23 protein-coding genes are annotated in these 18,424 nt (G+C 61.6%); 13 read left to right on the forward strand and 10 right to left on the reverse strand.

From position 1 onward, the window contains the following. Positions 1-44 precede the first annotated feature (44 nt). Positions 45-1,142 (forward strand): outer membrane-stress sensor serine endopeptidase DegS, encoded by a 1,098-nt coding sequence (degS, locus tag B6S08_RS14040; protein WP_094201432.1) that lies wholly within the window; start codon positions 45-47, stop codon positions 1,140-1,142. A gap of 121 nt (positions 1,143-1,263) precedes the next feature. On the opposite strand, the gene murA is transcribed toward degS, so the two are convergent. The 7 genes from murA to mlaF are packed head-to-tail and all read right to left on the reverse strand — an operon-like array spanning position 1,264 to position 5,770. After that, entirely contained in the window at positions 1,264-2,523 is a 1,260-nt protein-coding gene (gene murA, locus B6S08_RS14045; RefSeq protein WP_094201433.1) for a UDP-N-acetylglucosamine 1-carboxyvinyltransferase, read from the reverse strand. 11 nt (positions 2,524-2,534) lie between these two features. After that, positions 2,535-2,795: a BolA family protein gene (locus B6S08_RS14050; protein WP_094201434.1), complete on the reverse strand. Its 261-nt coding sequence runs from the start codon at positions 2,793-2,795 to the stop codon at positions 2,535-2,537. After that, positions 2,782-3,066 (reverse strand): STAS domain-containing protein, encoded by a 285-nt coding sequence (locus B6S08_RS14055; protein ID WP_094201435.1) that lies wholly within the window; start codon positions 3,064-3,066, stop codon positions 2,782-2,784. The genes B6S08_RS14050 and B6S08_RS14055 overlap by 14 nt, the downstream gene beginning before the upstream one ends. Continuing rightward, positions 3,063-3,698, reverse strand: coding sequence for a phospholipid-binding protein MlaC (mlaC, locus tag B6S08_RS14060; RefSeq protein WP_370462319.1), 636 nt, complete (start codon positions 3,696-3,698; stop codon positions 3,063-3,065). The genes B6S08_RS14055 and mlaC overlap by 4 nt, the downstream gene beginning before the upstream one ends. Positions 3,699-3,720: 22 nt before the next feature. Continuing rightward, the gene (gene mlaD, locus B6S08_RS14065; protein ID WP_094201436.1) at positions 3,721-4,194 is read right to left on the reverse strand and encodes an outer membrane lipid asymmetry maintenance protein MlaD; all 474 of its coding nucleotides are present in this window, start codon (positions 4,192-4,194) and stop codon (positions 3,721-3,723) included. Positions 4,195-4,200: 6 nt separating this feature from the next. Then, on the reverse strand, positions 4,201-4,980 hold the full coding sequence (mlaE, locus tag B6S08_RS14070) for a lipid asymmetry maintenance ABC transporter permease subunit MlaE (RefSeq protein WP_094201437.1): 780 nt from the start codon (positions 4,978-4,980) through the stop codon (positions 4,201-4,203). Next, entirely contained in the window at positions 4,970-5,770 is an 801-nt protein-coding gene (gene mlaF, locus B6S08_RS14075) for a phospholipid ABC transporter ATP-binding protein MlaF (protein WP_094201438.1), read from the reverse strand. Before mlaF ends, mlaE begins: the two co-directional genes overlap by 11 nt. A 178-nt stretch (positions 5,771-5,948) precedes the next feature. On the opposite strand from mlaF, the gene B6S08_RS14080 reads away from it, so the two are divergent. The 11 genes from B6S08_RS14080 to mgtE are packed head-to-tail and all read left to right on the forward strand — an operon-like array spanning position 5,949 to position 13,996. Further along, positions 5,949-6,923, forward strand: a complete 975-nt coding sequence (locus B6S08_RS14080; protein ID WP_094201439.1) for a KpsF/GutQ family sugar-phosphate isomerase — start codon at positions 5,949-5,951, stop codon at positions 6,921-6,923. After that, the gene (gene kdsC, locus B6S08_RS14085) at positions 6,920-7,474 is read left to right on the forward strand and encodes a 3-deoxy-manno-octulosonate-8-phosphatase KdsC (protein WP_211284239.1); all 555 of its coding nucleotides are present in this window, start codon (positions 6,920-6,922) and stop codon (positions 7,472-7,474) included. The genes B6S08_RS14080 and kdsC overlap by 4 nt, the downstream gene beginning before the upstream one ends. After that, positions 7,471-8,019: an LPS export ABC transporter periplasmic protein LptC gene (lptC, locus tag B6S08_RS14090; protein WP_094201441.1), complete on the forward strand. Its 549-nt coding sequence runs from the start codon at positions 7,471-7,473 to the stop codon at positions 8,017-8,019. The genes kdsC and lptC overlap by 4 nt, the downstream gene beginning before the upstream one ends. Beyond that, positions 7,988-8,509 carry a lipopolysaccharide transport periplasmic protein LptA gene (lptA, locus tag B6S08_RS14095; protein ID WP_094201442.1) on the forward strand — a complete coding sequence of 174 codons (522 nt, stop codon included), beginning with the start codon at positions 7,988-7,990 and terminating at the stop codon, positions 8,507-8,509. The genes lptC and lptA overlap by 32 nt, the downstream gene beginning before the upstream one ends. Positions 8,510-8,511: 2 nt before the next feature. Next, positions 8,512-9,237 carry an LPS export ABC transporter ATP-binding protein gene (gene lptB / locus B6S08_RS14100; protein WP_094201443.1) on the forward strand — a complete coding sequence of 242 codons (726 nt, stop codon included), beginning with the start codon at positions 8,512-8,514 and terminating at the stop codon, positions 9,235-9,237. A 43-nt stretch (positions 9,238-9,280) separates the two neighbouring features. After that, entirely contained in the window at positions 9,281-10,717 is a 1,437-nt protein-coding gene (locus B6S08_RS14105) for an RNA polymerase factor sigma-54 (protein ID WP_094201444.1), read from the forward strand. A 24-nt stretch (positions 10,718-10,741) separates the two neighbouring features. Further along, positions 10,742-11,029 (forward strand): ribosome hibernation promoting factor, encoded by a 288-nt coding sequence (hpf, locus tag B6S08_RS14110; RefSeq protein ID WP_094201445.1) that lies wholly within the window; start codon positions 10,742-10,744, stop codon positions 11,027-11,029. 2 nt (positions 11,030-11,031) lie between these two features. Then, positions 11,032-11,478, forward strand: a complete 447-nt coding sequence (gene ptsN, locus B6S08_RS14115) for a PTS IIA-like nitrogen regulatory protein PtsN (RefSeq protein ID WP_094201446.1) — start codon at positions 11,032-11,034, stop codon at positions 11,476-11,478. A 10-nt stretch (positions 11,479-11,488) separates the two neighbouring features. Next, a complete protein-coding gene (rapZ, locus tag B6S08_RS14120) occupies positions 11,489-12,355 on the forward strand; it encodes an RNase adapter RapZ (RefSeq protein WP_094201447.1) in 867 nt (288 codons plus the stop codon). Then, entirely contained in the window at positions 12,342-12,617 is a 276-nt protein-coding gene (locus B6S08_RS14125; RefSeq protein WP_094201448.1) for an HPr family phosphocarrier protein, read from the forward strand. Before rapZ ends, B6S08_RS14125 begins: the two co-directional genes overlap by 14 nt. A gap of 17 nt (positions 12,618-12,634) precedes the next feature. After that, complete coding sequence (gene mgtE, locus B6S08_RS14130; RefSeq protein ID WP_094201449.1) at positions 12,635-13,996, forward strand: magnesium transporter; 1,362 nt, start codon at positions 12,635-12,637, stop codon at positions 13,994-13,996. 128 nt (positions 13,997-14,124) lie between these two features. Here the strand turns inward: mgtE and pmbA are convergent, their stop codons facing one another. Beyond that, positions 14,125-15,465, reverse strand: coding sequence for a metalloprotease PmbA (pmbA, locus tag B6S08_RS14135; protein WP_094201450.1), 1,341 nt, complete (start codon positions 15,463-15,465; stop codon positions 14,125-14,127). A 103-nt stretch (positions 15,466-15,568) separates the two neighbouring features. Here pmbA and yjgA point away from each other — a divergent pair, with 103 nt between their 5' ends. Next, complete coding sequence (gene yjgA / locus B6S08_RS14140) at positions 15,569-16,090, forward strand: ribosome biogenesis factor YjgA (RefSeq protein WP_094201451.1); 522 nt, start codon at positions 15,569-15,571, stop codon at positions 16,088-16,090. A gap of 62 nt (positions 16,091-16,152) precedes the next feature. Here yjgA and tldD read toward each other — a convergent pair whose 3' ends face one another. Together tldD and B6S08_RS14150 are read right to left on the reverse strand one after the other, a co-directional pair. Then, positions 16,153-17,598: a metalloprotease TldD gene (tldD, locus tag B6S08_RS14145; RefSeq protein ID WP_094201452.1), complete on the reverse strand. Its 1,446-nt coding sequence runs from the start codon at positions 17,596-17,598 to the stop codon at positions 16,153-16,155. Next, positions 17,595-18,422 (reverse strand): carbon-nitrogen hydrolase family protein, encoded by an 828-nt coding sequence (locus B6S08_RS14150; RefSeq protein WP_094201453.1) that lies wholly within the window; start codon positions 18,420-18,422, stop codon positions 17,595-17,597. The genes tldD and B6S08_RS14150 overlap by 4 nt, the downstream gene beginning before the upstream one ends. Positions 18,423-18,424 lie beyond the last annotated feature (2 nt).

The raw sequence follows: 18,424 nt of genomic DNA on the forward strand, positions 1-18,424 counted from the left end.
GCTTATGTTATGCTTGGCGCACCTTGCAGCCATCACTTGACGACATGCGGCCAGCCACCCTGCTCAAATACCTGTTTCAGGCCACCCTCTACGGGGTACTGATGGCCGCCCTGCTGCTGTTGCTGTTCCCTCAGCTGCGCACCCAGTCGCTGGAACACTGGTGGCGCACGCCCCAGGTGGGTGTGGCCAGCTTTGCCTATGCCGCCAGCCGCGCCGGTCCCGCCGTGGTCAATATTTACACGCGCAGCTTTCAGCAGGGCAGCGCCAGCCCGGAGCTGAGTGCCACCGGCCTGGGCTCCGGGGTCATTATGTCGGCGGCGGGCCACGTGCTCACCAATTACCATGTCATCGCCGAGGCCGATCAGGTCATAGTGGCATTGCAGGACGGCCGCATTCTGGCCGGAGAGGTCATCGGCTTTGATGTGCCCACGGATCTGGCGGTGCTGAAAATTGCCGCCGAGCGACTGCCGGTGATTCCCCAAAGTGAACAACTCAATACGCAGGTGGGCGATATCGTCCTGGCCATCGGCAATCCCTATAACGTCGGCCAGACCATCACTCAGGGCATTATCAGCGCCACCGGCCGCACCGGCCTGTCGAGCATGGGCCCGGACAGCAACGGCCGCCAGGATCTGCTGCAGACCGACGCCGCCGTTAACGCCGGCAACTCCGGTGGCGCCCTGGTCAACGTCTATGGCGAAATGGTGGGCATCAACACCGCGTCGTTTCAGAGCGTGGCCCACCAGGAAAGCTACGGCATCAGCTTTGCCATTCCCTACGGACTGGCCCGACGCATTATGGAGGCCCTGATCGCCAACGGCCGGGTCATTCGCGGCTATCTGGGCATCGGCGGCGCCGACATTCCCCCGGTCATGGCCCGGCTGCTCAACCTCAACGATAGAACCGGCATTTATGTCGACAACGTCAGCCCGAGCGCCCCGGCCGCCAAGGCCGGCATAGAAAGCGGCGATGTGCTGCTGGCCATCGACGGCAAACCCATCGGCAATACGCGCCACGCCATGGACATGGTGGCGGAAACCCGGCCCGGCACCGAGATTCGCGTGACCCTGCTGCGGGATGGAAAAACCCTTACCCTGCCGGTGCTGATCGAAGAGGATCGCCGCTTTCAGCGCCTGCGCTGAAGGCGACAAGAAACCTAGCCTTGCGAATAAAAAAAGGGAAGACACATCCATGTCTTCCCTTTTCATTTTGCCCGCCGTCTCACTGGAACGGCCGATAGCTTTCAGCTTATGGCCTGAAGCCTCAGTTGCCCTTAATCCGCTCGATATTGCCGCCCAAGGCGGAAAGCTTGGCTTCGATGACCTCGTAGCCGCGGTCGATGTGGTAGATGCGATCCACTATGGTGGTGCCTTCCGCCACGAAACCGGCCAGCACCAGGCTGGCAGAAGCGCGCAGATCCGTGGCCATCACGGTGGCGCCGGTGAGCTGCTCGGTGTCGCCGCAAATGGCCATGTTGCCATTGAGCTCGATATGGGCGCCCATGCGGTTGAGCTCGGGCACGTGCATAAAGCGGTTTTCAAAGATGGTCTCGGTCACCTGGCCCACGCCCTTGGCCACCGCATTGAGCACGGTGAACTGGGCCTGCATGTCGGTGGGAAAGGCCGGATAGGGTGCGGTCTTGATGTCCACCGGCTTCAGGGTACGACCGGTCATGTCGAGGCGAATCCAGTCTGCACCGGTTTCCACCAGGGCGCCCGCTTCCCGCAGCTTGACCAGTACCGCTTCCAGCAGATGCGGATCGGTGTTGCGGCAGGTGATGTCACCGCCGGTGACCGCCGCTCCCACCAGGAAGGTACCAGTTTCGATGCGATCCGGCTGCACGCTGTAACTGCCACCGTGCAGGGCGTCGACGCCGTCGATGATCAGGGTGTCCTGACCAATGCCCTGAATGTTGGCACCCAGGCCGTTGAGGAAGTTGGCCAGATCCACCACTTCCGGCTCCCGGGCGGCGTTTTCGATAATGGTGCGCCCTTCCGCCAGCACCGCCGCCATCAGCAAGTTCTCGGTACCGGTCACACTGACCATGTCCATCAAAATGTGGGCGCCCTTCAGGCGGCCGTCGACCCGGGCCTTGATGTAGCCGTCTTCAACGCGAATCTTCGCGCCCATTTGCTCCAGGCCGTGAATATGCAGGTTGACCGGGCGGGCGCCGATGGCGCAGCCGCCGGGCAGGGACACGTCGGCCTTGCCGAAACGGGCCACCAGTGGCCCCAGGGCCAGAATGGAGGCACGCATGGTGCGTACCAGCTCATAGGGGGCAATGTGGCTGTTAACGGCGCCGGCGAGCACGGTGACGTCACCATTGACCTTGACGTCCACGCCCATGGTCGCTAGCAGTTGCAGGGTGGTATCCACGTCCTTCAACCGGGGCACATTGGAAAGGTGTATCGCCTCGTCACACAACAGGGTGCCGAACAATATGGGCAGGGCGGCGTTTTTGGCACCGGAGATGGTCACCTCACCGGCAAGCCGGCAAGGGCCCTGAATTTTGAACTTGTCCATTCGTGCTCCTGTCAGGACGGCATGATAAATTTGCGTTCCCGGGCCCACTGCTCGGGAGTAAAGGTCTTGACGCTCAGGGCGTGAATGGCGTTCTGGGCGATCAGATCCATCAGCGGGCCATTGATCGCCTGCTGACGCTTGACCCGGCTCATGTCGGCAAAGATGCCGGACACGGCGATCACCTGAAAGTGGTCACCTTCGCTTTTCACATACAGCTCGTCCAGCTCCAGCGCATCGCGCAGGCGGCGTTCTACTTCGTTATTCAGATCCATGTTGGCTCCGGGAATCGTTTTTGGGCAGCTCGAACAGCGAGGCAACCCCGTATAAATCGGCAAGGGGATAAAAACTGTCGGGCGGCGCGATCAGCGCCAGCCGCTTATCGCGGCCGGCCAGGTGCTGGCTCCACTGCACCAGCAGCGCCAGCCCCACCGAGTCGATGCGCTCAACGGCGCTCAGATCGGCCGAACACTCGGCAAACAGCGTGTTTCGTTCGGCCCACCAGGCGGGCAGCTGCTCGCGGGTCAGGGCTCGAGTCAGTTTCATTGCCCGGTTTCCAGCGGGGTCACCGGCTTGCTGGTCAGCTCATGCAGCTGGCTGCTTACCGCATCGATGCCCTTCTGACGGATCAGGCCGCTCAGCTCCGACTGCTTGGCAGAGAGCAGACTGATGCCTTCGGCAATCATGTCAAATACCTTCCACTCGCCGGTATTGCTGTTTTTGCGCAGCTTGAACTCCAGGCGAATTTCGGGCTTGTTCGGTTCCAGCACCGTCACCGGCACCGTGGCCTGCTTGTCATCGGCGCCGGCCTGGCCCTTGCCGATGTTCACGGTCTGCTCCTTGTAGGCGGCCAGGGCATCGGCATAGGTCACCACCAGGTAGTCGCTAAAGGCGGAAACAAACCGCTCACGCTGCTCGGCGGTGGTCTGCTTGAGCTGGCTGCCGATCACCCGGTAGGCGGAATAGCGCACATCCACCGCCGGCAGCATTTCTTCCCGCACTATGGTGCGCAGGTGCTCGGGATTGGACGAAATTTCGCCCTGTTCCTGCTCAAGCCGGTCAAAGGTGCGCTGGGCCACCTGATCCACCAGCACATAGGGGTCGGTGGCGGCCATGGCCGGCAGCGCAAACAGGCCGGCCAGCACCAGCAGCCAGGACATCAGTTGTTTTTTCATGATTCCTCCTCGGGAATATGCCGGTTCAGTCTTTACCGATGGAATAAATAAACTTGCCGATTAACTCTTCCAACACCAGGGCAGATTGCGTATCGGCGATGGTGTCGCCGTCCGCCAGCATGCCGATGCCCATGTCCTCGTCGGCAAAGCCCGGAGTAATGCCCAGGTATTGTTCGCCGAGCAGGCCGGAGGTGAGAATGGCGGCGGTGCTGCTCTCGGCAAACTCCCCCGCCTCCCGGTTCACCGCCAGGGTCACCACGGGCACCTGGGACTTGGCATCCAGGCTGATGTCGGCCACCCGCCCTACCACCACGCCGCCCACCTTGATGGGAGAGCGCACCTTGAGGCCGCCGATGTTGTCAAAGCGGGCATACAGGGTATAGGTCTCCCCCTGACCGTTGACACTCACCCCGGCCACCTTGAACGCCAGCAGCAGCAGGGCGCCGATGCCGGCCAGCATAAAGCAGCCGACGCTGAATTCCAGTTTGCTGTATTTCATTATCGCTTACCCGAACATGATGGCGGTGAGCACGAAATCGAGCCCCAGCACCGCCAGAGATGAATGAACCACGGTACGGGTGGTCGCCTGACTGATGCCGGCCGCCGTGGGCCTGGCATCCACTCCGTTAAACAGGGCAATCCAGGTCACCACCAGGGCGAACACCAGACTCTTTACAAAGCCCTGCATGATGTCCTGTTGCCAGTCGACCGCCGCCTGCATGGCGGACCAGAAGCCGCCCTCGTCCACGCCCAACCAGTCTACCCCTACCAGCTTGGCGCCCCAGATGCCGACCATGCTGAACAGAAACGCCAGCAGCGGCATGCTGATAAAGCCGGCCCAGAACCGAGGGGCCACCACCCGGCGCAGCGGATCCACCCCCATCATTTCCAGGCTGGAGAGCTGCTCGGTGGCCTTCATCAGGCCCAGCTCGGCGGTCAGCGCCGAACCGGCTCTGCCGGCAAACAACAGCGCGGTCACCACCGGGCCCAGCTCCCGCAGCAGCGACAGCGATACCAGGGGACCCAGGCTGCCTTCGGCACCGAAGTCCACCAGCACGTTGTAGCCCTGCAGCGCCAGCACCATGCCGATAAACAGCCCCGACACCAGAATGATCAGCACCGACTGCACACCGACCACATGCAACTGCTGCACCAGCAGCGGAAAATGCTTTTTCGGCTCGGGCCGCCCCAGCAAAGCGTGGGTCAGCATCAGCCCGGCCCGGCCCAGGGCGGTCAGGCCGGAAACACCCTGCCGGCCCAGCCGGCCAATCACCTCAATCAACATAGGTCAGTGACTCCCTGTAATCGGGGGCGGGATAATGAAACGGCACCGGGCCGTCGGCATTGCCGCGCAGAAACTGCACCACCTGGGGATCCTCGTGCCGTTTCAGCTCCTCGGGCGTGCCCGCCGCTATCACCTTCTTGTTGGCGATGATGTAGGCGTAATCGGCGATGGTCATCACCTCGTCGACGTCGTGGGTCACCACAATAGAGGTGAGTTGCTGGGCCCGGTTGAGTTCGGAAATCAGCTTGACCAGCACCCCCATGCTGATGGGGTCCTGGCCGGCAAAGGGCTCGTCATACATGATGAGCTCCGGATCCAGGGCGATGCTGCGTGCCAGCGCCGCGCGCCGGGCCATGCCGCCAGACAGCTCGGACGGCAGCAGATGAGCGGCGCCACGCAGCCCCACCGCTTCCAGCTTCATCATCACCAGGGTATGGATCATGGCTTCCGGCAGGCCGCTGTGCTCTCGCAATGGAAAGGCGACATTGTCAAACACCGACAGGCCGGTAAACAGGGCGCCGCTCTGAAACAGCATGCCCATGCGCCGGCGCAGCTGATACAGCCGGTTGCGCCCCAGGGACGGAATCGACTCGCCGTCGAACAGCACTTCGCCGCTGTCGGGCTTGATCTGACCGCCGATCAGCCGCAGCAAGGTGGTCTTGCCGATACCGCTGGGGCCCATGATGGCGGTGATCTTTCCACGCGGAATTTCCAGGTTGATGCCCTCATAGAGAGGACGATCACCGTGGCTGAAGCAAAGATCCCGTATCTCGACAAGGCTCTGGCTCACACTCGCTTCCCCGTAAAAAAGAAAGGATTGTATGGGTTCGGCCGAATATCGGCAACCGCATGACGGTGAATTTGCGCCACCCCCTGTCCACCCAAATCCTGCCCCTGCAGGCATCATGCCGGTCGCTTCTCGGCGCGGGCTTTTCTATAATGGCGCCGCCCCTGAAGCGGAGAACCCCATGTCAGCAGAATTTGATTATCGTAGCACCGCCCAACGCGTTCTCGATATTGAAAAGGCGGCCATCGACGGCCTTTATCAATATCTGGATGAATCCTTCAACCATGCCTGCCGGCTGATGTTTCACTGCCAGGGCAAGGTCATCGTGACCGGCATGGGCAAGTCCGGCCATATCGCCCACAAGATTGCCGCCACCCTGGCCAGCACCGGCACCCCGGCGTTTTTTGTGCACCCGGGCGAAGCCAGTCACGGCGACCTGGGCATGATCGACAGCCGGGACCTGGTGCTGGCCCTGTCCAACTCCGGTGAAAGCGAGGAAATCATCGCCCTGCTGCCGGTGCTCAAGCGCCGGGGCATGAAGCTGGTGTGCATGACCGGCAAGCCCGAGTCCACCATGGCCCGGGAAGCGGATGTGCACCTGTGCACTCGGGTCGAGCAGGAAGCCTGCCCGCTGGGACTGGCCCCCACCGCCAGCACCACCGCCACCCTGGCCATGGGTGACGCCCTGGCGGTGGCGCTGCTGGAGGCCCGCGGCTTTACCGCCGACGACTTCGCCCTCAGCCACCCGGGCGGCGCCCTGGGCAAGCGGCTGCTGCTGCGGGTGGCCGATATCATGCACAAGGACGAGCGGGTGCCCCGAGTGGGTCTCGACACCCTGATCATCGAGGCGCTGCTGGAGATCGGCCGCAGCGGCATGGGCTTTACCGCCGTGGTCGATGGCGAAGGCCGGCTGGCCGGCATCTATACTGACGGAGACCTGCGCCGCACCCTGGACCACAAGGTTGACGTGCACAACACTCGCATCGCGCAGGTCATGACCCGCAGCTGCACCACTGTGCCCGCCGGCATGCTGGCGGCGGAAGCGGTCAAACTGATGGAAGAGAAAAAAATCAGCGGCCTGCTGGTGCTGGATGATGACCAGCGCCCGATCGGGGCCTTTAACATGCACGATTTACTACGCGCGGGAGTGATCTGATGACGGTACAAACCCTCTATGGCGCCGTGACCAAGGACGTCTGGCGCCGGCTGAAAGACATTCGCCTGCTGATTTGTGACGTGGACGGCGTCTTGTCCGATGGCATGATCTACCTCGGTAACGACGGCGAGGAATACAAGGGCTTTTCCACGCGGGACGGCTTTGGCATCAAGGCATTGCTCAATGCCGGCATCGAAGTGGCGGTGATCACCGGGCGCAGCTCGCGCATCGTCAGTGAACGCATGGCTTCACTGAGCGTGCGCCATGTCTATCAGGGCCAGAGTGACAAGATGCACAGTTACGGCGAGCTGCTTGAGCGCCTGGAACTCACCCCCGAACAGGTGGCCTATATCGGCGACGACGTGGTGGATCTGCCGGTGATGCAGGACTGCGGCCTGGGGGTAGCGGTGGCCGATGCCCACCCGCTGGTGCTGCAGCGGGCCGACTACACGACCCGCACCGCCGGTGGCCGGGGTGCGGTGCGCGAACTGTGCGATCTGCTGCTGGCGGCCCGCGGCCGGCTGGAGCAGGCCGAGGGCATGAGCGTATGAGCCGCCAGACCTGGCTGTTTGGCGCCCTGTTCATCATTGCGCTGGCCAGCTGGCAGTGGTTTCGCAACGATACCGAAGCGCCGGTAAACCCGCAGGATTACCAGCCCGATTTCGTCGCCACCAACCTGGCCAGCGTGCAGTACAACCGGCTGGGGCTGCCCTACCGGGGCATGCAGGCGGAGTACGCCGAGTACTACGAGCCCCTGTCCATGACCCTGATGAAAAAACCTGTTATCTTGCTCTATTCCCCCGATGGCCAGCCCCAGTGGCGGCTCCGCGGTGATGACGGCACCATCAATACCGGCGACAATGCCGTGCTGACCGGCAATGTCGTGGGCAATGGGCTGCAACCGGATGCCCTGGTGGAAACCCTGACCACCGAATATCTGGAACTGGACTTTATCAATAACCAGCTGCGCTCCAACCGGCAGGTGCGGCTGCAAAGTCCGCAATACCAGGCCGAGGGGCTGGGTGTGCTGGGCGAGCTTGATCAACAAACGGTGGAATTACTGAATGAAACCCGGGCAACTTATTTCAATCCTTAGTCTTGGCGGCCTGCTCGGCCTGGGTCAGGCCCAGGCCAGGGACAGCGACTTTCGCCAGCCGGTGACCATAGACGCGGGCCGTCAACTGGTAGAGCTGGCCGATGACAAGGTCACCTTTATCGACAAGGTAGTGGTCAAGCAGGGCAGCATAGACGTGCGCGCCGACCAGCTGGTGGTGATCCGCAATGAACAGGGCCTGCAGTCGATGACTGCCAAGGGCAGTCCGGCCACCTACGAGCAGATCCTCAACAACGGCAAGCCGGTGCATGCCGAGGCGCGGGAAATTCACTACGACATGCGCGCCCGCACCATCACCCTGATTCGGGACGCCAAGCTCAAGCAGGATGACAACATCGTCACCGGCTACCGTATTCGCTACTTTATCGACAAGGAGCAGATGGAGGCCGAAAGCCAGGGCGGCAAGGACAGGGTCACCACCATCTTCCTGCCCGAGCAGGTGCAGAATTTCGACGAGCAGGACAAGAACTGAGCATGGCGATACTGAAAGCGCGCGGCCTGCAGAAAAGCTACAAGGGCCGCAAAGTGGTGGCCGACGTCAGCCTGACCGTTAACACCGGTCAGATCGTGGGTCTGCTCGGCCCCAACGGTGCCGGCAAGACCACCTCCTTTTACATGATTGTGGGCCTGGTCCAGCGGGACGCCGGCAGCATCACCATCGACGGCCAGGATATCAGTCACGAGCCCATGCACGTGCGCGCCCGCTCCGGCATTGGCTACCTGCCCCAGGAGGCCTCGATTTTTCGCCGCCTGAGCGTGGCCGACAACCTGATGGCGGTGCTGCAGACCCGCAAGGATCTGAATGCCGACGGCCGCAGCGAGAAAATGGAACAGCTGCTGGAAGAATTCAACATTACCCATATTCGCGACAGCCTGGGAATGAGTCTGTCCGGCGGCGAACGGCGGCGGGTTGAGATCGCCCGGGCGCTGGCGGCGGATCCGCGCTTTATTCTGCTCGACGAACCCTTTGCCGGTGTGGATCCCATTTCGGTGATAGACATCAAGAAAATCATTCTGCACCTCAGGGACAGAGGACTGGGCGTACTGATCACCGATCACAATGTGCGCGAGACCCTGGACGTGTGCGAAAAGGCCTATATTGTCAGTCATGGGCACCGCATCGCCGCCGGCACACCGACGGAAATCCTCGCCAACGAGCAGGTCAAAAAGGTTTATCTCGGCGAACAATTCAGCCTCTGAAGGCACCGCAACCCGCGGTTGATATGGAAGGACGTTTGCATACATGAAGCCGACTCTTCAGTTACGTCTGGGCCAGCAGCTGACCATGACGCCCCAGCTGCAGCAGGCCATTCGCCTGTTGCAGCTGTCCAGCATGGAGCTGCAGCAGGAAATTCAGCAGGCGCTGGACAGCAACCCCCTGCTGGAGCAGGAGGAAGCCGACAGCGTCAAGGTGGCCGACAACCGCAACGAAGAGCAGATGGCCGCCGACACCGCCATGGAGCGCAACCAGCTGTCCGAAGACTTGCCCATGGACACCAGCTGGGAGGAGGTTTACACCGCCTCTCCGGTCAGCGGCGGCGCCGGCCTGCCGGAAGGGCTGGAAGACAGCGTTTACCAGGGTGAAACCACCGAGAGCCTGCAGGACTACCTGATCTGGCAGATGAATCTGACCCCTTTCAGTGACACCGATCAGGCCATCGCCATGGCCATAATCGATGCCGTCGACGACGCCGGCTACCTCACCGCCGGTATCGACGATCTGCTGGAAGCGGTATCGGCCCGGGAGCTCGGTATCGAGGCCGACGAAGTGGAAGCAGTGCTCAAGCGTATTCAGCACTTCGACCCCATCGGCGTGGCCGCCCGCAGCGTGCAGGAGTGCCTGTGCATTCAGCTGGAGCAGTATCCGCCCGACACACCCTGGCTGAGTGAAGCCCGCGCCTTGCTGGCCCAGCACATGGACCTGCTCGGCAACCGTGACTACCGCAGCCTGCAGCGCAAGACCAAGCTCAAGGAAGACGAGCTCCGGGAAGTGCTGGCGCTGATTCAGCAACTGGAGCCCCGCCCCGGCAGCAGCATTATTCAGGGTAACTCCGAATACGTCATTCCCGATGTGGTGGTCACCAAGCGCAGCGGGGTCTGGGTGGTGGAACTCAACCCAGAGGCCATGCCCAAGATACGGCTCAACCAGACCTACGCGGCCCTGGCCAGCAAGCCCCGCAACAGCGAGGACGGCCAGTTTATTCGCAATCACCTGCAGGACGCCAAGTGGTTTCTCAAGAGCCTTGAAAGCCGAAATGAGACGCTGCTCAAGGTTGCCAATTGTATTGTTGAACAACAACAGGCATTCTTTGAATATGGAGAAGAGGCCATGAAGCCCATGGTGCTGAACCATGTGGCGGAAGCGGTGGAGATGCACGAATCCACCATCTCCCGGGTGACCACACAGAAGTTCATGCACAGCCCCCGTGGCGTGTTTGAACTCAAGTATTTCTTCTTCAGTCATGTGGGCACCGACGACGGGGGTGAGTGTTCGTCCACGGCAATTCGCGCCCTGATCAAGAAGCTGGTCGGGGCCGAAAACCCGGCCAAGCCGCTGAGCGACAGCAAAATTGCCCAGCTGCTGGCCGACCAGGGGATCAAGGTGGCCAGGCGAACCATCGCCAAGTACAGGGAGTCACTGGCCATTCCCCCTTCCAATCAGCGCAAACGCCTGGTTTAAAGGCAACGACAGAAGGAAGACGTTATGCAAATAAATCTGACCGGACACCATGTCGAGATCACCGATGCCCTGCGTGATTATGTGAACAGCAAGTTTACCCGGCTGGAACGCCATTTCGATCACATCACCAATGCGCACGTCATCCTTAATGTGGAAAAAATGCAGCAAATCGCCGAAGCCAAGCTGAACGTCACCGGCGGCGAGCTGTTTGCCAACTCCCAGCATGAAAACATGTATGCGGCCATCGACAGCCTCATCGACAAGCTGGATCGTCAAATCATCAAACACAAAGAAAAACTCAAGCAAAAATAACCATGGAAGTCGCCGACATACTCAGCAGGGGCTGCACCCGCAGTGCAGTCCCCTGCACGAGCAAAAAACGTGCTCTGGAAATTATCAGCGAGCTGGCTGCCGAACATCTCAATATCGGCAGCCAGCCGCTTTTTGACTGTCTGCTGGCCCGAGAGAAAATGGGCAGTACCGGCATCGGCAATGGCATCGCCATTCCTCACGGCCGGATCAGCGATGACAACAAGGCGACTGCCGTACTGCTTACCTTTGCCGAGCCGGTGGAGTTCGACGCCATCGACAACCAGCCGGTGGGCTTGGTGTTTGCCCTGCTGGTACCGGAGCAGGAATGCAAGCAACACCTCAAGACCCTGTCGCTGATCGCCGAGAAACTGAGTAACAAGCAGGTGTGCCGGCAATTACGTCAGGCCGGCAGCGATGAGGAACTCTATCAAATCATGATTTCAGCCTGAGGATAGCAAGATGCAGCTGGTGATCGTCAGTGGCCGTTCCGGTTCGGGCAAAACCGTGGCCTTGCGGGTACTTGAAGATCTCGGCCATTACTGCGTCGACAACCTGCCGGTGGCGCTGCTGCCGGAGCTGGTGCGGCTGCGCCGGGACAAACCCGGAGCGGTGGCGGTAAGCATAGACGTACGCAACCTGCCCGACAGTGCCGAGCAGCTGGAAGCCTTTCTGGCCGAGGTGCGAGCCATGGATGACGTTCAGCCTTCCAGCATCTTTATCGACGCCGACAATTCGGTGCTGATCCGCCGCTTTGGGGACACTCGCCGGCTGCATCCGCTGTCCCGCCACAGCCTGACCCTGGACGAGGCCATTCGCGAAGAAACTCATCTGCTGGCGCCACTGTCGTCGGACGCGGACCTGCGCATCGATACCTCGTCCTTAAGCATTCACGATCTCAGCGAAATCATTCGCGAACGCATCCTCGGCAAGAAAGAAAAGGAATTGAACTGGGTGTTCGAGTCCTTTGGCTACAAATACGGCGTTTCCAAGGACGCCGACTTCGTGTTTGACGCCCGTTTTCTGCCCAACCCCCACTGGATTGCCGAACTGCGCCCCTTTACCGGCCAGGATCAGCCGGTGGCCGATTACCTGAGCAGCCAGCCCGAGGTGATGAAATACCTGTGGCAGCTGGAAAACCTGCTGATCACCTGGATGCCCCACCTGGAACGCAATAACCGCAGCTATGTCACCGTGGCCATCGGCTGCACCGGCGGTCAGCACCGTTCGGTCTTCATCGCCGAACAGCTGGCCCGGGTCTTTGGCCAGATGGGCAAAAGCGTGCAGCTACGTCACCGTACTCTGGAAAAGCGCAATGCCGAAAATTGAACGCGACCTGCAAATCGTCAACAAGCTAGGGCTGCACGCCCGGGCCGCCATTCAGCTGGTGCAGCTGACCCAGCAATTCGACGCCGAAGTCACCGTGTGCAACCAGCAGAAAGAGGCCCCCGCCAACAGCGTCATGGGCCTGCTGATGCTGGAAACGGCCCAGGGACACGCCATTCGCGTGGTGGCCGAGGGCCCGGAAGCGGAAGCCGCCATGAATGCCGTGGCCCGGCTGGTGGCGGATCGCTTTAACGAGTCGGAATAACCCGACGGATCCGCCCCATGACAGAGTCCACCGATCAAACCGGCACCACGGACCACCTCGAGGCGGTCACCCAGGCCCTCAACAGCGGCATGTTTGTGCACGTGCGCCGCATGCTGCAGCAGATGCGCCCGGGGGACGTGGCCTGGTTGCTGGAATCTTCACCCGCTCCCAGCCGAAAGGTACTCTGGCAGCTGATCGATCCGGACGATTACGGCGAGATCCTGGAAGAGCTGTCGGAAGAGGTGCGCGACGGCATCATTCGGCTGATGGAGCCGGAAAAGCTGGCCATCGCCCTGGAGGACATGGAGTCGGACGATCTGGCCTATGTACTGCGGGATCTGCCCGAGCAGCTGTTCAACCAGGTGCTCACCGAAATGGACGAGCAGGATCGCCAGCGTGCCGAGCTGGCGCTGTCCTATCCGGAAGACACCGCCGGCTCGCTGATGAACACCGAATTCATCAGCCTGCGCCCCGATGTCACCATAGACGTGGTGCTGCGCTACCTGCGCCTGCACAGCGAGCTGCCGGAAGGCACCGACACCCTCTATGTGGTGGATCCGCATAACCGTTTGCTGGGAGACATTTCCCTCGCCAGCCTGGTGGTACAGTCTCCCACCACCACGGTGGCCGAGGCCATGGACACCTCGGTGGAAGCCATTCCCCTGACCATGACCGACACCGAGGTGGCCAACCTGTTTGAGCGCCATGACTGGCTGTCGGCACCGGTGGTGGATGAAAACAACCTGCTACTCGGGCGCATCACCATCGACGACGTGGTCGACATCATTCGAGAAGAAGGCGAGCACTCCATGATGGGTATGGCCAAGATGGACGACGACGAGGACACCTTTGCCCCCGTGCTCACCAGCGCGCGCCGCCGCTCCTTCTGGCTGACCATCAACCTGGGCTCGGCGCTGGTGGCCGCCAGCGTATCCAACATGTTTGAGGAAACCCTGTCCCAGCTGGCTACCCTGGCCATTCTGATGACCATAGTGCCGTCCATGGGCGGCATTGCCGGCAACCAGACCCTGGCGCTGGTGATTCGAGGCATGGCGGTGGGCCATATCGGCGACAGCAACGCCCGCTGGCTACTGACCAAGGAGGCGTTGGTGGGTCTGCTTAACGGCATGCTGTGGGCGGTGGCGATATCCGTGGTAGTGGCGCTATGGAAAGGCAGCTGGGAAATTGGCCTGGTGATTGCCGCCGCCATGTTTATCAACCTGTCGGTGGCGGGCCTGGCCGGCGCCAGCATTCCGCTTATCATGAAACGCTTCAATATCGATCCGGCCCTGGCCGGCTCCATGGCCCTGACCACCATCACCGACACCGTCGGCCTGTTGTCCTTCCTGGGGCTGGCCACGCTGATCCTGCTGCACTGATCAGGCAACAGCTAACCGTAGGTTGGCGATGAGCGTAGCGAATCCCAACCTACGCCCTGCCATCAATATCAATAGCCAGAAACACCAAGGGCCGCATACGCGGCCCTTCTTGCAGCTTATAGCTAGGTTTACTGCCCCGCGATTTTCATCTTGTCGATCAGCACAGAGCCGGTGTGCAGGCTGGAGCGGGTTTCCACGTCGGTACCAATGGCCTGAATACCGGCAAACATGGTCTTCAGATTGCCGGCGATGGTGATTTCCTCCACCGGGTAGGCGATTTCGCCGTTCTCCACCCAGAAGCCGGCGGCGCCGCGGGAATAGTCACCGGTGACGATGTTTACCCCCTGCCCCATCATCTCGGTCACCAGCAGCCCGGTGCCCATTTGCTTCAGCAGCTCATCATGGCTCTGGCCGCTGTTTGACACCGTCCAGTTGTGAATGCCGCCGGCATGGCCGGTTACCGGCAGGCCCAGCTTGCGCGCCGAGTAGCTGGTGAGCAGATAGGTCTGCAGTACGCCGTTTTCGATGATGTTGCGCTCGCAGGTGCGTACCCCTTCATTGTCAAAGGGGGCGCTGGCCAGGCCCTTGTTGAGGTGGGGCTGCTCGTGAATGGTGAGCCAATCGGGAAACAGTTGCTCGCCGCAGGCATCGAGCAGAAAGGAGGACTTGCGATACAGGTTACCACCGCTAATGCCCATCACCAGGTGGCCGAACAGGCCCGCCGCCACATCCGGATGAAACAATACCGGCGCCTGGGTGGTGCCGATCTTGCGACCACCAAGGCGCCCAAGCGTGCGGCTGACCGCCTCGTCGGCGACCCGCTCCGGGTCCCACAGATCGTCAAAGCTGCGGGCCGAGGTGTAGCCGTATTCCCGCTGCATGTCGCCGTCCTGCTCGCCGATGAGCACACAGCTCATGCCATAGCGGGAGCCGGCAAAGCCTTTGACAAAACCGTGGCTGTTGCCGTAAACGCGAATGCCGACATTGGCGGAGAAACTGGCGCCGTCGGACTGCTTGATGCGTTTGTCACGGCCCAGCGCCGCGCGCTCACAACGCAGTGCCAGCTCGATGCCGTCGGCGGGCTCCATGGCACGGGGAAAGCACAGCTCAAGGGTAGGCGCATTCCAGGCCAGCTGGTCGGCATCGGCCAGGCCGGCATGAGGATCGGCGGTGGTATAGCGGGAAATATCCAGCGCCGCCGCCACGGTGCGGGCAATGGCGTCGGGGCGCAGATCCGAGGTGGATGCCGAGCCCTTGCGGCCGTCTCTGTACACGGCGATGCCGAGGGCACCGTCCTTGTTGAACTCGATGTTCTCCAGTTCGGCATTGCGGGTGTTCACCGACAGCCCGGTCTGCTTGCTGATGGACACCTCCGCCGCCTCGGCACCCAGGCGTTTGGCGCTTTCCAGCGCCTGCTCTACCGCCATCTCAAGCTGGCGCTGTTCGATTTGAATCTCTTCGGGAGTCATAGTGAATTCGCTGGTTCCGTTTGCCGTTAGCATAACAGACCCCTGCGCCCCTTGGGAGAAGCTGGTAATATATTCACCATCACCGATTTGCAAGAGACATACCATGCGCCATCACGACGACCACTCAGACCACGACGACGATATCGAGTGGGTCAGTAAAAGCGAAATGAAGCGGGAAAGCCACGCCCTGCAGCAACTGGGCCTGGACCTGGTCAGGCTTAAGGCCAGCGATCTGGCCAAGGTGCCCCTGGACGAAGAGCTGAAGGATGCCATCGAGCTGGCGCACAAGCTTTCCAACAAGCGCGAGGCCCTGCGTCGTCACCTGCAGTTTATCGGCAAGCTGATGCGCAGCCGGGACGTCACCGCCATTCGCGAGGCGCTCAACGCTTTTGATCAGAAGAACGCCGTGGTCAACGCCCATTTTCACAAGCTGGAGCAATGGCGGGACCGCCTGATCCGCGAGGGCGACAAGGGCGTGGATGCCCTGATGGCCGAATATCGCGGACTGGATCGACAGAAGCTGCGTCAGCTGGCCCGCACCGGTCGCAAGGAGCAGGCCGCCGGCCTGCCGCCCAAGGCCTACCGGGAGCTGTTTCAGTATCTGAAGCAACACCTGGATCAGTAATACGACCCACCATAAAAAACGCCGGCATCATGCCGGCGTTGTAGTTTTCAGGAACAGGCTGCTTACTGGGTGCCGCCGACCGTCATGCGATCCAGCTTGAGGGTCGGCTGGCCCACGCCCACGGGCACGCTCTGACCGTCCTTGCCGCACACGCCGACACCAGCATCCAGGCTTAGATCATTGCCCACCATGGACACCTGACTCATGGCCTCGGGGCCGTTGCCGATCAGGGTCGCCCCCTTGATCGGCGCGGTCAGCTTGCCGTCCTCAATGAGGTAGGCTTCGGAGGCCGAAAATACAAACCGGCCCGAGGTAATGTCCACCTGACCTCCGCCGAAGTTGGGAGCGTAAATGCCCTTCTTCACGCTGCGAATGATCTCTTCCGGCGGCGTCTCGCCAGCCAGCATATAGGTATTGGTCATGCGCGGCATCGGCAGGTGAGCGTAAGACTCGCGCCGGCCGTTGCCGGTGGGCGCCATGCCCATCAGCCGGGCGTTGAGCTTGTCCTGCATATACCCCTTGAGCACGCCGTTTTCGATCAGCACGTTGTAGCCGCTGGGGGTACCCTCGTCGTCTATGGTCAAGGAGCCACGACGATCGGCCAGGGTGCCGTCGTCCACTATGGTGCACAGGGATGAGGCCACCTTTTCACCAATGCGGCCGGCATAGGCAGAAGAGCCCTTGCGGTTAAAGTCCCCTTCCAGGCCATGACCCACCGCCTCATGCAACAGCACGCCAGGCCAGCCGGCCCCGAGCACCACCGGCATGGTACCGGCGGGGGCGTCCACCGCCTCCAAGTTTACCAGGGCCTGACGCACCGCTTCCCGAGCATAGCCCATGGCCCTGGGTTGGCCGTCGACCTCTTCAAGGAAGTAGTCGTAACCAAAACGGCCACCGCCGCCGCTGCTGCCACGCTCGCGCCGGCCATTACGCTCCGCCAGCACCGAGCAATTCAAGCGCACCAGGGGGCGCAAGTCCGTGGCCAGGGTACCGTCGGTGGCCAGCACCAGCACTTCTTCATAAACACCGGAGATGGAAGCGATCACCTGGGTTACCGCCGGATCCAGGCTTCGGGCAAAGGCATCCATCTGCTGCAGCAGGGCAATTTTTTGCTCCCGGGGCAGGCTGTCGAGCGGATTAACCCCCATGTAGCGGGCGATCACCGGCTGCTCCTTGCCCACCTTGAAGCGACCGTCACCGCCGTGGGCGGCAATGCCCCGGGCGGCGCTTACCGCCTGATCCAGGGCGGCGGCGGTCAGCTCATCGGAATAGGCAAAGCCGGTCTTTTCGCCGCTTACGGCGCGCACCCCCACGCCCTGCTCAATGTTGTAGCTGCCGTCCTTGACGATGCCGTCTTCCAGCACCCAGGACTCGTGCACGCTGTTCTGAAAGTACAGATCGGCAAAGTCGATCTGGTGGCGGCTGAGCCGCGCCAGCTGGGCGTCCAGCAGAGCCATGTCCAGCTCGTTGGGCACCAGCAGGCTTTGGTTGATCTGTTCAATACTCATTCTTTGTCTCTCCACACCGCCCGCAGGCGGGCATGTTGGGCCACTGGCATCTGGCGGCGCACGCTCTCAAGGCGCTGGCGATCAAGGGGGGCCCGAATCAGGCCTTCGCCTTCGGGCAGGCAGGCACACACCTCACCCCAGGGATCCAGAATCACCGAATGTCCCCAGGTCTGGCGACCTCCCGCATGCTCCCCCCACTGACCGGCGGCCAGCACATAACACTGATTTTCAATGGCTCTGGCCTGCAACAGTGGCAGCCAGTGCGCCTGGCCGGTCACTCGAGTAAAGGCCGCCGGCACCATCAGAATGTCGGCACCCCGCTCGCGCAGGGCACGATACAACTCGGGAAAACGTAGATCATAACAGATCGACAGCCCCAGGCGACCAAAGGGACTGTCGACCACGCCCAACTCGCTCCCCGGCTGGTAGCTGTCCGACTCCCGGTAACGGCCATGGCCGTCGGCCACATCCACATCGAACAGGTGCAGCTTGTGATAATGCGCCACCTGCTGACCCTGCTCATCATAAACTAGGCAACTGGTGTGCAGCCTGTCGCTGCCCTCAATGCGGGTCGGCATGGAGCCCACCACCAGCCAGATGCCAAAACGCTTGGCCCAGTGCGCCAGGCAGTCCTGCACCGGCCCCTGACTAAGCGGTTCGGCCACACTCAGCACCGCCTCGCGCCCGCCAAACACCACGGCGTTTTCCGGCAGTTGCACCAGCAGCGGACGGGCGTCGGGCAGCCGCGCCAGCAGGGCCTCAATCCGTTCCCGGTTGCCATGCCAGTCGGCACCCGCGTTCAGTTGCAGGGCTACCAGTTCCATTT

The organism is Oceanimonas doudoroffii, from assembly GCF_002242685.1.
In the GTDB taxonomy this organism is placed as follows: Bacteria; Pseudomonadota; Gammaproteobacteria; order Enterobacterales; family Aeromonadaceae; genus Oceanimonas; species Oceanimonas doudoroffii.

Coding starts and splice junctions, on each gene's coding strand:
- degS (WP_094201432.1), top strand. CDS start 45: ATGCGGCCAGCCACCCTGCTCAAATACCTGTTTCAGGCCACCCTCTAC.
- murA (WP_094201433.1), bottom strand. CDS start 2,523: ATGGACAAGTTCAAAATTCAGGGCCCTTGCCGGCTTGCCGGTGAGGTG.
- B6S08_RS14050 (WP_094201434.1), bottom strand. CDS start 2,795: ATGGATCTGAATAACGAAGTAGAACGCCGCCTGCGCGATGCGCTGGAG.
- B6S08_RS14055 (WP_094201435.1), bottom strand. CDS start 3,066: ATGAAACTGACTCGAGCCCTGACCCGCGAGCAGCTGCCCGCCTGGTGG.
- mlaD (WP_094201436.1), bottom strand. CDS start 4,194: ATGAAATACAGCAAACTGGAATTCAGCGTCGGCTGCTTTATGCTGGCC.
- mlaE (WP_094201437.1), bottom strand. CDS start 4,980: ATGTTGATTGAGGTGATTGGCCGGCTGGGCCGGCAGGGTGTTTCCGGC.
- B6S08_RS14080 (WP_094201439.1), top strand. CDS start 5,949: ATGTCAGCAGAATTTGATTATCGTAGCACCGCCCAACGCGTTCTCGAT.
- lptC (WP_094201441.1), top strand. CDS start 7,471: ATGAGCCGCCAGACCTGGCTGTTTGGCGCCCTGTTCATCATTGCGCTG.
- lptA (WP_094201442.1), top strand. CDS start 7,988: ATGAAACCCGGGCAACTTATTTCAATCCTTAGTCTTGGCGGCCTGCTC.
- lptB (WP_094201443.1), top strand. CDS start 8,512: ATGGCGATACTGAAAGCGCGCGGCCTGCAGAAAAGCTACAAGGGCCGC.
- B6S08_RS14105 (WP_094201444.1), top strand. CDS start 9,281: ATGAAGCCGACTCTTCAGTTACGTCTGGGCCAGCAGCTGACCATGACG.
- hpf (WP_094201445.1), top strand. CDS start 10,742: ATGCAAATAAATCTGACCGGACACCATGTCGAGATCACCGATGCCCTG.
- ptsN (WP_094201446.1), top strand. CDS start 11,032: ATGGAAGTCGCCGACATACTCAGCAGGGGCTGCACCCGCAGTGCAGTC.
- rapZ (WP_094201447.1), top strand. CDS start 11,489: ATGCAGCTGGTGATCGTCAGTGGCCGTTCCGGTTCGGGCAAAACCGTG.
- B6S08_RS14125 (WP_094201448.1), top strand. CDS start 12,342: ATGCCGAAAATTGAACGCGACCTGCAAATCGTCAACAAGCTAGGGCTG.
- mgtE (WP_094201449.1), top strand. CDS start 12,635: ATGACAGAGTCCACCGATCAAACCGGCACCACGGACCACCTCGAGGCG.
- pmbA (WP_094201450.1), bottom strand. CDS start 15,465: ATGACTCCCGAAGAGATTCAAATCGAACAGCGCCAGCTTGAGATGGCG.
- yjgA (WP_094201451.1), top strand. CDS start 15,569: ATGCGCCATCACGACGACCACTCAGACCACGACGACGATATCGAGTGG.
- tldD (WP_094201452.1), bottom strand. CDS start 17,598: ATGAGTATTGAACAGATCAACCAAAGCCTGCTGGTGCCCAACGAGCTG.
- B6S08_RS14150 (WP_094201453.1), bottom strand. CDS start 18,422: ATGGAACTGGTAGCCCTGCAACTGAACGCGGGTGCCGACTGGCATGGC.